The organism is Gibbsiella dentisursi, from assembly GCF_039539505.1.
GTDB classification, from domain to species: domain Bacteria; phylum Pseudomonadota; class Gammaproteobacteria; order Enterobacterales; family Enterobacteriaceae; genus Gibbsiella; species Gibbsiella quercinecans.
Genome location: NZ_BAABDG010000010.1, coordinates 118,152 through 132,945, shown reverse-complemented (window position 1 = coordinate 132,945; position 14,794 = coordinate 118,152). Strand labels below are relative to the sequence as shown.

10 protein-coding genes are annotated in these 14,794 nt (G+C 57.0%); 7 read left to right on the top strand and 3 right to left on the bottom strand.

The features are described 5' to 3' along the window. Nucleotides 1-125: 125 nt before the first annotated feature. Entirely contained in the window at nt 126-470 is a 345-nt protein-coding gene (gene erpA / locus ABFX35_RS21045; protein WP_121525337.1) for an iron-sulfur cluster insertion protein ErpA, read from the top strand. Between the two features lie 128 nt (nt 471-598). Here erpA and btuF read toward each other — a convergent pair whose 3' ends face one another. Next, nucleotides 599-1,405 carry a vitamin B12 ABC transporter substrate-binding protein BtuF gene (btuF, locus tag ABFX35_RS21040; RefSeq protein WP_346082783.1) on the bottom strand — a complete coding sequence of 269 codons (807 nt, stop codon included), beginning with the start codon at nt 1,403-1,405 and terminating at the stop codon, nt 599-601. A gap of 1 nt (nt 1,406) precedes the next feature. Then, nucleotides 1,407-2,108: a 5'-methylthioadenosine/S-adenosylhomocysteine nucleosidase gene (mtnN, locus tag ABFX35_RS21035; RefSeq protein WP_346082782.1), complete on the bottom strand. Its 702-nt coding sequence runs from the start codon at nt 2,106-2,108 to the stop codon at nt 1,407-1,409. Nucleotides 2,109-2,238: 130 nt separating this feature from the next. On the opposite strand from mtnN, the gene dgt reads away from it, so the two are divergent. After that, nucleotides 2,239-3,756 (top strand): dGTPase, encoded by a 1,518-nt coding sequence (gene dgt, locus ABFX35_RS21030; RefSeq protein ID WP_279028924.1) that lies wholly within the window; start codon nt 2,239-2,241, stop codon nt 3,754-3,756. Between the two features lie 193 nt (nt 3,757-3,949). Beyond that, nucleotides 3,950-5,380, top strand: coding sequence for a serine endoprotease DegP (gene degP, locus ABFX35_RS21025; RefSeq protein WP_346082780.1), 1,431 nt, complete (start codon nt 3,950-3,952; stop codon nt 5,378-5,380). A gap of 92 nt (nt 5,381-5,472) precedes the next feature. On the opposite strand, the gene barA is transcribed toward degP, so the two are convergent. Then, entirely contained in the window at nt 5,473-8,229 is a 2,757-nt protein-coding gene (gene barA / locus ABFX35_RS21020) for a two-component sensor histidine kinase BarA (protein WP_346082779.1), read from the bottom strand. A 74-nt stretch (nt 8,230-8,303) separates the two neighbouring features. On the opposite strand from barA, the gene rlmD reads away from it, so the two are divergent. The 4 genes from rlmD to pyrG all read left to right on the top strand — a co-directional run bounded on the left by rlmD (nt 8,304) and on the right by pyrG (nt 14,735). After that, nucleotides 8,304-9,653: a 23S rRNA (uracil(1939)-C(5))-methyltransferase RlmD gene (gene rlmD, locus ABFX35_RS21015; protein ID WP_346082778.1), complete on the top strand. Its 1,350-nt coding sequence runs from the start codon at nt 8,304-8,306 to the stop codon at nt 9,651-9,653. A gap of 14 nt (nt 9,654-9,667) precedes the next feature. Continuing rightward, the gene (gene relA, locus ABFX35_RS21010; RefSeq protein WP_279029003.1) at nt 9,668-11,902 is read left to right on the top strand and encodes a GTP diphosphokinase; all 2,235 of its coding nucleotides are present in this window, start codon (nt 9,668-9,670) and stop codon (nt 11,900-11,902) included. A gap of 63 nt (nt 11,903-11,965) precedes the next feature. After that, nucleotides 11,966-12,760 (top strand): nucleoside triphosphate pyrophosphohydrolase, encoded by a 795-nt coding sequence (gene mazG / locus ABFX35_RS21005; RefSeq protein WP_279029002.1) that lies wholly within the window; start codon nt 11,966-11,968, stop codon nt 12,758-12,760. A gap of 337 nt (nt 12,761-13,097) precedes the next feature. Next, nucleotides 13,098-14,735, top strand: coding sequence for a glutamine hydrolyzing CTP synthase (gene pyrG / locus ABFX35_RS21000; protein WP_121553065.1), 1,638 nt, complete (start codon nt 13,098-13,100; stop codon nt 14,733-14,735). Nucleotides 14,736-14,794 lie beyond the last annotated feature (59 nt).

Genomic DNA, 14,794 nt, shown 5'->3' with positions numbered 1-14,794 from the left:
GGTGCCAATAAAATGCGCCTAATGCGGCGAATACTTGAACACAGCTCTGGGGTATTGGATAATTAAAGGCATTAATCAGGCTGCCGTTGTAGTAACCTGATGCTGAACAATGTTGGGAGTTAAGTATGAGTGATGAAACAGCACTGCCCCTGCAGTTTACCGAGGCGGCAGCAAACAAGGTGAAATACCTGATTGCTGATGAAGAAAACCCAAATCTGAAACTGCGGGTCTACATTACCGGCGGCGGCTGCAGCGGGTTCCAGTACGGCTTCACGTTTGACGATAAGGTCAATGAAGGCGACATGACCATTGAGAAGCAGGGCGTTGCGCTGGTGGTCGATCCGATGAGCCTGCAATACCTGGTAGGTGGTTCGGTGGACTACACCGAAGGGCTGGAAGGCTCACGCTTTGTGGTTACTAACCCGAACGCCAAAACCACCTGCGGCTGCGGTTCTTCGTTCAGTATCTGATCCTGCCTAATCAACCATCGCCGGCCGGTGGTCGTTGCTTCCCCCGCGTTTGTTGTTGCCGGTGCGGGGGGAGAAGCTCCGTGTAATCAATTTCCCCAACTCATTATGATGCGCCCGTATGGGCCGGATCAGTGAATGTCCGCCAGCCGGCTGCACAGTTGTTGCGCCGCCAGCATGATGCGTGGCCCAGGGCGATTAAACCAATCTGCATCCAGCGCGATGATTGGCACCTGCAACTGCGGCGCCCAGAACGCTTTGGCATTGGCCAGCTCTTGTTCGCCGCCGCTGATCACGATCGCCTGCGGCTGGCGCGCCAGCACCTGTTCGCGGCTGACCTGCGGCCAGGGGATGCGGCTGTCGGCAAAGATATTCTGCGCGCCGCACAGCGCCAGCAACTGGCTTTGTAGCGTCGCTCCCGAGCTGGTAAACAGCGGTTGGGTGCCAAATTGCAACAGCACCCGTTTCGGCGGCAGGTGTGCGTATTGGGCTTGTAATTGTGTGGCCTGCCGGCGGATACGGTCGGCGGCCTGATGCGCGGCTTCGGGATGAGGGCTGTATTGCGCCAAATCGTCCAGTTCCTGGGCTACCTCATCAATGCGTTTGGCATCGGCATAGAAAATTGGGATGCCGAGCGCGGCAAGCTGATCCAGCACCCGCTGCGGATTGCCGCTGCGCCAGGCCAGGATAAGATCCGGTTTTAGCGCCAATACCCGTTCCAGGTTAATCCCTTGCCATGAAGCCACCTGCTCCAAGTTGCGCGCGGCGGGTGGGTAATCGGAAAAGGCGCTGGCCGCCACCAACACCTCGCCCATGCCGGCGGCATAGGCCAGTTCGGTAGTGCTGGGGGCCAGGCTTATCACCCGTTGGGCGCCAAAGGCCGGCGATGCCAGCCAGAGCGCCAGGCCCCACAGCAGGAGCGCAAGCCGGCGTTTCACCTTAGTGGCGTTTCGCCAGCGCCTGCAGCATGGCGTTAACCATCAGGGTGGACTGCTTAGCGGCGACGCTGAGGAATTCTTCAAAGCTCATGTGCGATTCCTGGTCGGCCACATCGGAAATGGCGCGCACCACCACAAACGGCGTACCAAACAGGTAGCAGACGTGGCCGATAGCGGCGGCTTCCATCTCAACTGCGGCCACCGCCGGGAAAGTGGCGCGGATGCGCGCCAGCGGCTCGGCGCCGTTGATGAAGGCATCGCCGCTGCAGATCAGGCCGCGCACCGCGTGCATATCCAGTTGCTTGATGCAGCTTTCCGCCAGGGCAATCAGCGCCTCGTCTGCGTTAAACGCCGCCGGACAGCCGGCCATCTGGCCGGGTTGATAACCAAAGGCGGTTACGTCGGCATCGTGATAGCGCACTTCGCTGGAAACCACGATATCACCCACTTTCAGCGTTGGCGCCAGGCCGCCGGCGGAGCCGGTGTTGATCACCACATCCGGCTTGCAGTGTTCCAGCAGCAGGGTGGTGCCCATCGCCGCCGACACTTTACCAATGCCGGATTTCAGCAGCGCCACGTCAACGCCGTTCAGTTGGCCGGTATAGATTTCGCAACCCGCGCGTACAAGGGTCTGGCGGTTCTGGATTTGCTCGCGCAGCAGGGTGACTTCTTCTTCCATTGCGCCGATGATGCCTACTTTCATAACTAACACTCGCTGATTGGGGTGAACATTGCGCCATAGTCTATCATGGCTCTCAATGAGAGATAATCCGTTGCATCCGCTGCCGGGAATTGCTATCACGGGGGCTGGTGCGCAACGGTAGGGGAAACAGATGTCCGGGATCGACTTTAAGCAAAAAATCAGCTTCCAGCGGCCATTCAGCAAGCCGATCGTGGCTGAGGAAGAGTACGAGATTATCCGTCAGTTTGAGAGCGATCGCGGGCGTATCGTCAACTCAGCCGCTATCCGCCGGCTGCAGCAGAAAACCCAGGTTTTCCCGCTGGAGCGCAACGCCGCCGTGCGCAGCCGCCTGACCCACTCCATGGAAGTACAACAGGTGGGGCGGCATATCGCCAAAGAGATCCTCAACAGTTTCAAACAGCAAAAGCGTGTCGATGCGCTGGGCCTGGTCCGGCTGCTGTCGCCTTTTGAAAGCATCGTCGAAATGGCTTGCCTGATGCACGATATCGGCAACCCGCCATTCGGCCACTTTGGCGAATCGGCGATCAATGACTGGTTCCGCCAGCGGTTGGTGCCGGCCAACGGCGGCCGCGAGCCTAACGGCCAGGATAACTGCCAGGTTGCCGTGCTGCGCCTGCAGGAAGGGCAAAGCGATCTTAACCAACTGCGCAGCCGCATCCGCCAGGATCTGAGCAATTTTGAAGGCAACGCGCAGGCGATCCGCATGGTGCATACCCTGCTGAAGCTGAATCTGACCTATGCACAGGTGGGCTGTATTTTGAAATATACCCGCCCGGCGTATTGGTCCGGCGACATTCCGGCCAGCCATGACTATTTAATGAAGAAGCCAGGTTTTTATCTGGCAGAAGAAGCCTTTGTCGACAGGTTACGCCGGGAATTGAATATAGGTGAATTCGAACGTTTCCCATTAACTTATATTATGGAGGCGGCCGATGATATTTCTTATTGTGTGGCCGACCTGGAAGATGCGGTGGAAAAAAACATTTTCACCGTCGAGCAGCTTTATCAACATTTAATCCAGGAATGGGGCGAAGTAAAAAGCGGCGATCTGTTTGATAAAACCGTCGCCAGCGCCTTTCGCAAGCTCGATCGCGGGGGCGCCCGGCGCAGCGCGGAAGATCACTTCTTCATGTACCTGCGGGTATTCACCGTGGCTCGCCTGGTGCCGCACGCGGCGCAGCGCTTTATCGATAACCTGGAGAGCGTCTATCAGGGCACCTTTAACCAGGCGCTGCTGGAGGATTCCAGCCCCGAATTTCGTCTGCTGAAAATTTTCAAGAATGTCGCTTCAAAACATGTGTTTAATCACCCGGAAGTGGAGCAGCTTGAACTGCAGGGTTATCGGGTTATCAATGGGTTGCTGGATATCTACAGCCCGTTGTTGGCCATGCCGCTGGCCGCGTTCAGCCAGTTGGTGCGTGAAGACACCCACCGCGGTTACCCGATTGAAACGCGCTTGTTCCATAAGCTTTCCACCAAACACCGCCTGGCCTATGTGGAAGCGGTGGAAGGGTTGCAGCATCTTTCGCCCGAGCAGTTTGCGGTGCGCGAATATTATTATCGTGCGCGTTTGTTGCAGGATTATATCAGCGGCATGACCGATCTTTATGCCTATGACGAATATCGGCGATTAATGGCGGCGGAATAATTAATGGGCAAAGCAACCGGTTATTTTGGCGCTGACGTTCCTGCGGGGGAATTATTTCGAGTTTTGTAAAGACGGACAATATTTGTTTACTATTGCGGCGTGCATTGTCCTGAACTTCGGGCGATAAATAAACTCTGATTAGGCACACAAGAATGCAATCTTTCCTTGAATGACTTTTCTAAGAGACACACAGATGAAAAAAACCGCATTAGTTTTGAGCGCTCTGGCATTCAGTATTGGTATGGCTGTAGGGCCGGTTACGGCCAGTGCGGCGGATGTGGTTGCACCCAGCGCCACGTCGCAGCAGTTGCCAAGCCTGGCTCCCATGCTGGAAAAAGTGATGCCTTCCGTAGTGAGCATCAATGTTGAAGGCAGCACCACGGTGAACACGCCGCGTATGCCGCAGCAGTTCCAACAGTTCTTCGGCGAGGATTCCCCTTTCTGCCAGGACGGTTCGCCGTTCCAGGGTTCGCCGATGTGCCAGGGCGGCGGTCAGGGCCAGCAAAGCACGCAGGAGAAATTCCAGGCGTTGGGCGCCGGGGTGGTGATTGATGCGGCTAAAGGCTACGTGGTGACCAATAACCACGTGGTGGATAACGCCAACAAGATCCAGGTGCAGCTCAGCGATGGCCGCCGTTTCGATGCCAAGGTGATCGGTAAGGATCCGCGTTCTGATATTGCGCTGATCCAACTGAAAGACTTCAAAAACCTGACGGCCATCAAGATGGCGGATTCCGATCAGTTGCGCGTGGGTGACTATACCGTGGCGATCGGTAACCCGTATGGCCTGGGGGAAACCGCCACCTCGGGTATCGTTTCCGCGCTGGGGCGCAGCGGGTTGAATATCGAAAACTACGAGAACTTTATTCAGACCGATGCCGCCATCAACCGCGGTAACTCCGGCGGCGCGCTGGTGAACCTGAACGGCGAGCTGATCGGTATCAATACCGCAATCCTGGCGCCGGACGGCGGCAATATCGGTATCGGCTTTGCGATCCCAAGTAACATGGTGAAAAACCTGACGTCGCAGATGGTGGAATACGGCCAGGTCAAGCGTGGCGAATTGGGAATCATGGGGACTGAGCTGAACTCAGAGCTGGCCAAGGCCATGAAAGTCGATGCCCAGCGTGGCGCCTTCGTCAGCCAGGTGCTGCCGAAGTCTTCCGCTGCCAAGGCCGGTATTAAAGCGGGGGATGTGATCGTCACCATGAACGGCAAGGCAATTTCCAGCTTCGCGGCGTTCCGCGCCGAAATCGGCACGCTGCCGGTCGGCAGCAAAATGAGTCTGGGCATCATCCGTGATGGCAAACCGGTAACCGTTGACGTTACGCTGGAGCAAAGCACCCAAACGCAGGTGGATTCCGGCAACATCTACACCGGTATCGAAGGGGCCGAACTGAGCAATACCCAGGTCGGCGACCAGAAAGGCGTGAAGGTGGATAACGTGAAAGCCGGCAGCGCCGCTGCGCGTATTGGCCTGAAGAAGGGCGATGTGATCCTTGGGGTTAACCAGCAGCCGATTCAAAACCTGGGCGAGCTGCGTAAAATCCTCGACAGCAAACCGAGCGTTCTGGCGCTGAACATTCTGCGCGGCGATAGCCAACTGTACCTGCTGATGCAGTAATACCCCGCCGGCGTTTAACGAAACATAGCCCCCTTGTTTAAGGGGGCTTTTTTTATCCTTGCTGAATAGCTAGCGAGCCTGTCGCGAAGTGGTTACTCAGCGGCCAAATGGGCCTTTGCCGCCTGGTTGACCAGCTCAATTTCATCCAACAGTTCCAGCCATTCCGGCTCCAGCTCTTGTTGGCTGACGCCCTGGCGCAGCTGCTGTTCGATATAGAAACACAATTGCTTGAGCCGCGGCACGCCGCTGTAGCTGCAACTGCCGTGCAGTTTGTGGATCAGCTCCAGAATTCCGTCATCCTCTGCGCCTTCCAGCAGCGCCTGTACCCGTTCGCTAACCTGCGGCAGGAATTCCACCAGCATCTGCAACAGATCCTGCGCCAGATCGGCTTTGTTGGCCGCCTGGCGCAGCGCCAACGGCCAGTCCAGGGACAGCAGCGGTTCGCCACTGGCCGCACCGCCGCGCGGCACCACTGTGACGGTATCGCTGTGGCCGCTGCTGTGATAGCGGGACAGCACCCGCGTCAGCATGGCCTCATCGATAGGTTTCGCCAGGTAGTCATCCATCCCGGCCTGAAGCAGGTGTTCACGTTCGCCGCTGATGGCGTGGGCGGTCACGGCCACGATCGGCGTTGAGGTGTGGTGCGGCATCTGGTGGATCAGCTCGCTGGTACGGATACCGTCGATATTGGGCATCTGAATATCCATCAGAATCAAATCCAGTACGTTGTCGCGCGCCAGGGCAATGGCTTCTTCACCGCTTTCGCACAGCAGGGTGTGCTCAACCTGTTCCGTCAACAAGGTGCCAATCAGCTTCAGGTTAGCCGGGTTGTCGTCCACGGCCATCACGGTTAACGGCAGGCGTTTATGCGCGGCCTGCGGTTGGGGCGTGCACGGCGTTTCGGCGCGCAGCAGCGTGAACAGGCGGTTACTGGTGACCGGTTTGGTCAGGCAGCCGATGGCGCCCTGTGCTTTAAGCTGTTCGGCGTCAAGCTGTGATTGGCTCGGCAACGCCAGGATCACCCGCCGGGCATAGTGCAGGGCCGCGACTAGCATGTCGGTATGCTGCGCCATATTGTCACGGAAGGGGATCGGCACCCCCATCAGCAGGAAGTCGTAATCATTTTTCGGCAGTTGGCCGAGCGTCGGAGAATGGGTCACCACCAGTTGGGTGACGCTCAGCATATTGAGCGTTGCCTGGGCGGCGATCGGGTTAGACTCGATATACGCCAGAGTTTTCCCGCGCAGATCCGGCAGGCTTGGCGGCAGTGACAGCATGTCTTCGTTCAGATCGAGCGTAATGTGGAACCAGAAGGTGGAGCCACGGTTCAACTGGCTGTGGAAACAGATATCGCCGCCCATCTCCTTCACCAGCTTTTGCGTGATCACCAGCCCAAGCCCGGTGCCGCCGTGGCGGCGCGAAATACTGGCGTCCGCCTGGCGAAAAGCCTGGAACAGCTGTGATTGCTGGCGCTCGGAGATACCGATGCCGGTATCGTGGATCTGCACTTCCAGCTCCACCTGGTGGGCCAGTTGGTTGCGCTGCTCAATGCGGATATCGATGTTGCCGGTTTCGGTGAATTTCACCGCGTTGCCTAACAGGTTGGTGATCACTTGCTGCAGGCGCAGTGAGTCGCCGATAACCTGATCGGGCACGTCGTTGTGCACGTCCAGGGTGAGCTCCAGCCCTTTTTCATGCGCGCTGGGCGCCAGCAGCACGATCACTTCATCCAGGGTGTCGCGCAGCGAGAACGGAATATGTTCCAGCACCAGTTTGCCGGCCTCCAGCTTGGAGAAATCCAGCACATCGTTGATGATCGACAACAGGTTGTTGGCCGAGCGTTCGATGGTTTGTAGATAGTCGGCCTGGGTGACGCTCAGTTCGGTTTTTAGCATCTGGCGGGTAAAGCCGATCACCCCGTTAAGCGGGGTGCGCAGTTCATGCGACATATTCGCCAGGAATTCGGATTTAATGCGAGCCGCTTCCTGGGCGCGCTTTTTCGCCAGATCCAGCTCGACGTTCTGGATCTCCATCTGTTCCAGGGTTTCCCGCAGATCCGAGGTGGCCTGATCGATATTCTGCTGCATCTCTTCGTGGTAGGCGGTCAATGACATCGCCATCGAGTTGATGCCGTTTTTCAACATTTGCAGTTCGCCGAGCATGAAACCCTCTACCCGGCTATCCAGTTGGCCGCGGCGAATGCGATCGACGGTGTTCACCATGTTGCGAATCGGGCCGGTCACGTCACGCATCAGACGGTAGGCGAACAAAATGGCGATGCACATGCACAGCAGCAGCAATAACGTGGAGACGAACACTTCTTTATATTGCTGCAGGCGCATCGACTGCAGATCCAGTTCGATCGCCACATAGCCAAGATTGTTATCCTGATCCTGCTGGACATCTGTGCTGGTGGCCTCGTCTGGATAATGGTTTTCAGGCAGGATCGGCGTGCGCAGGATCAGGGAATCGCCGCGGCGCGTCAGCATCAGTTCGCTGGGGACTGGCACACCTTTGGGCAACTGCAGCCGGGAGACATTATGGTGATAGTTAGAGGTGACGAACAGATTATTTTGCGCATCAAACACCGTGATTGAACGTACAATGTCGGAATGGCGGCGGTGCAACAGGCTAACCAGTTGCCTGACCGATTCGCGGCTGTGGAACGTCATGCCATATTCGCTGGCGACGGCGAGCGGCTCGATGATGCTGACGCCGGCATCCACCAACTGTTCCTGCAGCTCGTTGTAACGGTGCACAACGAAGAAAGTACTGAGCAACAAACCTATCAATAACGTTGGCGCCAGGATCAGTATCATCATGCGCGCACGCAGGCTGTATTTGGTCATGAGGTTCCAATGTGGGAGAATTGAGGCTAATCCTAGCTTCCTAAGCTTACAAACCAGCACATAATTGATAAATAATGGCGCAATTCTACTCTCCCAAACGCCGCGTGACGACCCGGCAGGCTTCACAAATATTAACCGTAACGGTAGCCGATCTCGATCCGTTCGGCCAGGGTGTGGCGCGCCACAACGGTAAAGCGGTGTTTGTGCCGGGCGTATTGCCGGGCGAACAGGCGGAAATTCAACTGACGGAAGATAAGCGCCAGTTCGCCAAAGGCCGGCTGAAAAAGCTGCTAAACCGCAGCCCGCAGCGGGTAGAACCACGTTGCCCACACTTTGGCGTATGCGGCGGCTGCCAACAGCAGCATGCCGATGAGGCGCTGCAACAGCAAAGCAAAGCCGCCGCGCTGCAGCGTTTGATCGGCCGTGAAACCGGTGTGGCCGTGCAGCCTGAAGCGGTAATCGCCGGCCCGGCCTATGGCTATCGCCGCCGGGCCCGGCTGGGGCTGGCCTGGCAGCCCAGGCAGCAGCAGTTGCAGATGGGGTTCCGCCAGGCGGCATCGAGTGAACTGGTGAACATCAGGCAGTGCCCGGTGCTGGTGCCCGAGCTGGAACAACTGCTGGCGCCGCTGTACCGCTGCCTGGCGGGGCTGGATGTCGCCCGGCATCTCGGCCATGCGGAACTGGTGCAGGCCGACAACGGATCGGTGCTGGTGCTGCGCTGCATGGCGGTATTGCCGGAGAAGGATCGCCAGGCGCTGTTGGCGTTCGCCCGGCAAAACGCGCTGACGCTTTATTTGGCGCCGGACAGCGAACGCCTGGATAAACTGTGCGGTGAAGCACCGTATTATCAGGTTGACGGTCTACGCTTAACCTTCAGCCCGCGCGACTTCATCCAGGTGAACGATGCCGTCAATCAGCAAATGGTGGCGCAGGCGATGGCGTGGCTGGATCTCCAGCCAACCGATCGGGTGTTGGATCTTTTCTGCGGCATGGGCAATTTCACGCTGCCGTTGGCCCGGCGCGCCAGGGCGGTTGTGGGTATTGAAGGTGTTGCCACGCTGGTGGCGAATGGGCAGTATAATGCACATCAGAATTCGCTGGAAAATGTCGCGTTCTTCCATGAAAACCTGGAAGCGGACATTGAGCAGCAGCCTTGGGCAGCACAAGGGTTTGATAAAGTGATGCTGGATCCCGCGCGCGCTGGCGCAGCCGGGGTGATGTCACATATTGTAAAACTGGCACCAGAGCGGGTGGTTTACGTCTCCTGTAACCCAGCCACGCTGGCCCGCGACAGTAAAGTGTTGCTGGATGCCGGTTATCGTCTTGCTCGTGTACGGATGTTGGATATGTTCCCGCACACAGGGCATCTTGAGTCAATGGCGCTGTTTATTAACGGTAAGACGCCGGCGGCCGCTGCAAAGTAGGGAGAAGTCAAGTTATGGTTGCGGTAAGAAGTGCACATCTGAATAAGGCCGGAGAGTTTGCACTGGATGCGTGGATTGCCAGCTTGGGGCTATCCAATTCACAGTCTTGTGAGCGGTTGGCCGCAACCTGGCAATATTGCGAGCAGCAGACCAAGGGCCACCCGGATGCGGCGCTGTTGCTGTGGCGCGGCCTGGAGATGGTGGAAATCCTCTCGACGCTGAGCATGGATAACGACAGCATGCGCGCCGCGCTGCTGTTCCCGCTGGTGGATGCCGGCGTGGTGCAGGAAGCCGCGCTGGATGACGCCTTCGGCAAGCACATCACCAGCCTGGTGCATGGCGTGCGCGACATGGACGCCATCCGCCAGTTGAAAGCCACCCATAACGATTCCATGGGTTCGGAGCAAGTGGATAACGTGCGGCGTATGCTGCTGGCGATGGTGGAAGATTTCCGCTGCGTGGTGATCAAGCTGGCGGAGCGTATTGCCCACCTGCGTGAAGTGAAAGACGCGCCGGAAGACGAACGCGTGCTGGCGGCGAAAGAGTGCTCGAATATCTATGCGCCGCTGGCCAACCGCCTGGGTATCGGCCAACTGAAGTGGGAGCTGGAGGATTTCTGCTTCCGTTACCTGCATCCGGAAGAATACAAACGTATCGCCAAGCTGCTGCATGAGCGGCGTATCGATCGTGAACAGTTTATTGATGACTTTGTAGCCTCGCTGCGCAAGGCGATGGCGGATGAGGGCATCAAGGTCGAAATCTATGGCCGGCCAAAGCATATCTATAGCATCTGGCGCAAAATGCAGAAGAAGCATCTCGCTTTCGACGAGCTGTTTGACGTGCGTGCGGTGCGCATTGTGGCCGAACGCCTGCAGGATTGCTATGCGGCGTTGGGCATCGTTCATACCCACTTCCGCCATTTACCGGATGAGTTTGACGACTATGTCGCCAACCCTAAACCCAACGGCTACCAGTCGATCCACACCGTGGTGCTTGGCCCGCGCGGCAAAACGGTCGAGATCCAGATCCGCACCCGCCAGATGCACGAAGACGCCGAGCTGGGCGTTGCCGCACACTGGAAATACAAAGAAGGCGTGGGCGGCGCGACGGTGCGTTCCGGCTATGAAGAGCGCATTGCATGGCTGCGTAAACTGATCGCCTGGCAAGAAGAGATGGCGGATTCCGGCGAGATGCTGGATGAAGTACGCAGCCAGGTTTTCGACGACCGTGTGTACGTGTTTACCCCGAAAGGGGACGTGGTGGATTTGCCCGCCGGCTCCACGCCGCTTGATTTTGCCTACCACATCCACAGCGATGTGGGCCATCGCTGCATCGGCGCCAAGATTGGTGGGCGCATCGTGCCGTTCACCTACCAGTTGCAGATGGGCGACCAGGTGGAAATCATCACCCAGAAGCAGCCGAACCCTAGCCGTGATTGGCTGAACCCCAATCTGGGCTATGTCACCACCAGCCGCGGGCGTTCGAAGATCCACAACTGGTTCCGCAAGCAGGATCGCGATAAAAACATCCTTGCCGGGCGGCAGATGTTGGATAACGAACTGGAGCATCTGTGCATCAGCCTGAAAGAAGCCGAGAAACTGCTGATCCCGCGTTACAACATGAACTCGCTGGATGAAGTGCTGGCGGCGATCGGCGGTGGCGATATCCGGCTGAACCAGATGGTGAACTTCCTGCAAAGCAAGCTCAACCAGCCAAGCGCCGAAGAGCAGGATCGCGAAGCGCTGCGCCAACTGGTGCAGCAGAAAGCGCCGCCGGCCACGCGCAAAAAAGACGACGGCCGCGTGGTGGTGGAAGGGGTCGGCAACCTGATGCACCACATCGCCCGCTGCTGCCAGCCCATCCCGGGCGACGATATCGTCGGCTTTATCACGCACGGGCGCGGTATCTCGATCCACCGCGCGGATTGCGATCAGTTGGCGGAGCTGCAAGAGAATGCGCCGGAACGTATTGTTGATGCGGTGTGGGGTGAAAGCTACTCCAGCGGTTATTCGCTGGTGGTGCGGGTGATCGCCAACGATCGCAGCGGCCTGCTGCGCGACATCACCACCATCCTGGCCAATGAAAAGGTCAACGTGCTGGGCGTGTCCAGCAGGAGCGACACCAAAAAACAGTTGGCCACCATCGATATGGATATCGAAATCTACAACCAGGTGGTGCTGGGGCGGGTGATCGCCAAGCTGAACCAACTGCCGGATGTGATCGACGCCAAACGCCTGCACGGCAACTGATCGCTCTTTTTCTTTCCATCCAAAGCCCGGTATACCGGGCTTTTATTTGTTCAGGATTTACCCATGACCCAAGTGACATCACTGCAACGCTTGTTGACCATCATGAAAAAGCTGCGTGACCCGCAGACGGGCTGCCCGTGGGATCGCACGCAGACCTTTGCCAGCATCGCGCCTTACACGCTGGAAGAAACCTACGAAGTGCTGGATGCCATTCAACGCCAGGATTATGACGATCTGCGCGATGAGCTGGGCGATTTGTTGTTCCAGGTGGTGTTTTACGCCCAGATGGGCCAGGAGCAGGGGCTGTTTGATTTCCAGGACATTTGCCACGCCATCAGCGATAAGCTGGAACGCCGCCATCCGCATATTTTTGGCGATGCCAGTGCGGCTGATACCGCCGCCGTTGCCGCGCGCTGGGAAAAGATAAAAACGCAAGAGCGCGCCGAAAAAGCGCTGCATTCTGCGCTGGATGATATTCCCCAGGCGCTGCCGGCGTTAATGAAGGCGCACAAAATCCAAAAGCGTTGTGCGGCGGTCGGCTTTGACTGGAACACGCTGGGGCCGGTGGTGGACAAGGTGTACGAAGAAATCGACGAAGTGATGCACGAGGCGCGTCAGGCAGTGGTGGACGAGAAAAAGCTGGAAGAGGAACTGGGCGATCTGCTGTTCGCCACGGTGAATCTCACCCGCCACCTGGGCCATAAGGCGGAAAACGCGTTGCAGGCGGCGAACCGCAAGTTTGAACGCCGTTTTCGCCAGGTTGAGGCGATTATCGGGCAGCAGGGCATGAGCATGAACGACGCCACGCTGGAGCAAATGGAAGCGGCCTGGCAGCAGGTGAAACAGCAGGAAAACTGATTGTTTGATCGGCGACAATATTCACCTTAGCTGAAACGGTTAAGCTACGCATCAGAATTGGTTGTGGCGCCAGGGCAAGGTGTGTAAAGAGCAACAAACTGAATTGTAAGGTGTTTTTTTGCCGCAGAAGGCTGCTAAAAGAGAAGTTTTAACGCTAACCTGTTGTTTTACAAATATTGTATGGGTGGTCTTGATGGGGTTAACCCGGATGAACCCACGGTGGTGGCAGAGATGATGGATGGCAAAACGATCGTTTGTAGGTCAAGGCGGGTTCGGGTATACTACTTTCCCGTCTTGGTTCTTCCATCGTCTTTAAACCTAAACTCTCAGGTTCAGCATGACAACTAATTATATTTTTGTGACCGGCGGGGTCGTATCCTCTCTGGGTAAAGGCATTGCCGCAGCCTCTCTGGCGGCTATTCTTGAAGCCCGTGGCCTCAACGTTACCATCATGAAACTGGACCCGTACATCAACGTGGATCCGGGCACCATGAGCCCGATTCAGCATGGGGAAGTTTTCGTCACCGAAGACGGCGCAGAAACCGATCTGGACCTGGGCCACTACGAGCGCTTCATTCGCACCAAAATGACGCGTCGCAACAACTTTACCACCGGCCGCATCTACTCCGACGTTCTGCGTAAAGAACGCCGTGGCGACTATCTGGGCGCGACCATTCAGGTTATTCCGCACATCACCAACGCCATCAAAGAGCGCATTATTGAAGGCGGCGAAGGCCATGACGTGGTGCTGGTTGAAATCGGCGGCACCGTCGGCGATATCGAATCCCTGCCGTTCCTGGAAGCGATCCGCCAGATGGCGGTGGAAGTCGGCCGTGAGCACACGCTGTATATGCACCTGACCCTGGTGCCGTATCTGGCAGCCGCCGGCGAAGTGAAAACTAAGCCTACCCAGCACTCGGTAAAAGAACTACTTTCAATCGGGATCCAGCCGGATGTGCTGATTTGCCGTTCAGATCGCGCCGTGCCGGCCAATGAACGCGCGAAAATTGCGCTTTTCTGCAACGTGCCGGAAAAAGCGGTTATCTCCCTGAAAGACGTTGATTCTATTTATAAAATCCCTGGCCTATTGAAATCACAGGGGTTGGACGATTATATTTGTAAACGATTCAGCCTGGACGCACCGGAAGCGAACCTGGCTGAATGGGAACAGGTTATTTACGAAGAAGCCAATCCGGGCGGCGAAGTAACTATCGGCATGATCGGCAAATATGTTGAACTGCCGGATGCTTACAAGTCTGTGATTGAAGCGCTGAAACACGGCGGCCTGAAAAACCGTCTGACCGTAAATATCAAGCTGATCGATTCGCAGGATGTTGAAACCCGCGGCGTCGAAGTTCTGAAAAATTTGGATGCTATCCTGATCCCTGGTGGTTTCGGCTATCGTGGCGTTGAGGGTAAGGTAATGGCCGCACGCTATGCGCGCGAGAACAAAATCCCTTACCTGGGTATTTGCCTGGGGATGCAGGTTGCGCTGATGGAATTTGCCCGCAACATGGCCGGAATGGAAAACGCCAACTCCACCGAGTTTGTGCCGGACTGTAAGTACCCGGTTGTGGCGTTGATTACTGAATGGCGTGATGAAGACGGCAATGTTGAAGTGCGTACGGAAGATGGCGATTTGGGCGGCACCATGCGCGTTGGCGGCCAACTGTGCCATCTGACGGATGACAGCCTGGTGCGCCGCATGTATGGTACGCCAACGATTGTTGAACGCCATCGTCACCGCTATGAAGTCAACAATATGCTGTTGAAGCAAATTGAAGCCGCGGGGCTGCGCGTAGCGGGCCGCTCTGCCGACAACAAGCTGGTTGAGATTGTTGAATTGCCTGATCATCCGTGGTTTGTCGCTTGTCAGTTCCACCCGGAATTTACCTCGACGCCGCGTGATGGGCATCCGTTGTTCGCCGGCTTCGTCAAGGCGGCGGGTGAATACCAGAAACGTCAGGTAAAATAAGCGTTTAGTGAACAACGCGCGGTGAGAACCGCGCGTTGTTGTCTGGAGTTTTAGTTTAA

Coding starts and splice junctions, on each gene's coding strand:
- pyrG (WP_121553065.1), top strand. CDS start 13,098: ATGACAACTAATTATATTTTTGTGACCGGCGGGGTCGTATCCTCTCTG.
- mtnN (WP_346082782.1), bottom strand. CDS start 2,108: ATGAAAGTAGGCATCATCGGCGCAATGGAAGAAGAAGTCACCCTGCTG.
- dgt (WP_279028924.1), top strand. CDS start 2,239: ATGTCCGGGATCGACTTTAAGCAAAAAATCAGCTTCCAGCGGCCATTC.
- degP (WP_346082780.1), top strand. CDS start 3,950: ATGAAAAAAACCGCATTAGTTTTGAGCGCTCTGGCATTCAGTATTGGT.
- erpA (WP_121525337.1), top strand. CDS start 126: ATGAGTGATGAAACAGCACTGCCCCTGCAGTTTACCGAGGCGGCAGCA.
- barA (WP_346082779.1), bottom strand. CDS start 8,229: ATGACCAAATACAGCCTGCGTGCGCGCATGATGATACTGATCCTGGCG.
- rlmD (WP_346082778.1), top strand. CDS start 8,304: ATGGCGCAATTCTACTCTCCCAAACGCCGCGTGACGACCCGGCAGGCT.
- relA (WP_279029003.1), top strand. CDS start 9,668: ATGGTTGCGGTAAGAAGTGCACATCTGAATAAGGCCGGAGAGTTTGCA.
- mazG (WP_279029002.1), top strand. CDS start 11,966: ATGACCCAAGTGACATCACTGCAACGCTTGTTGACCATCATGAAAAAG.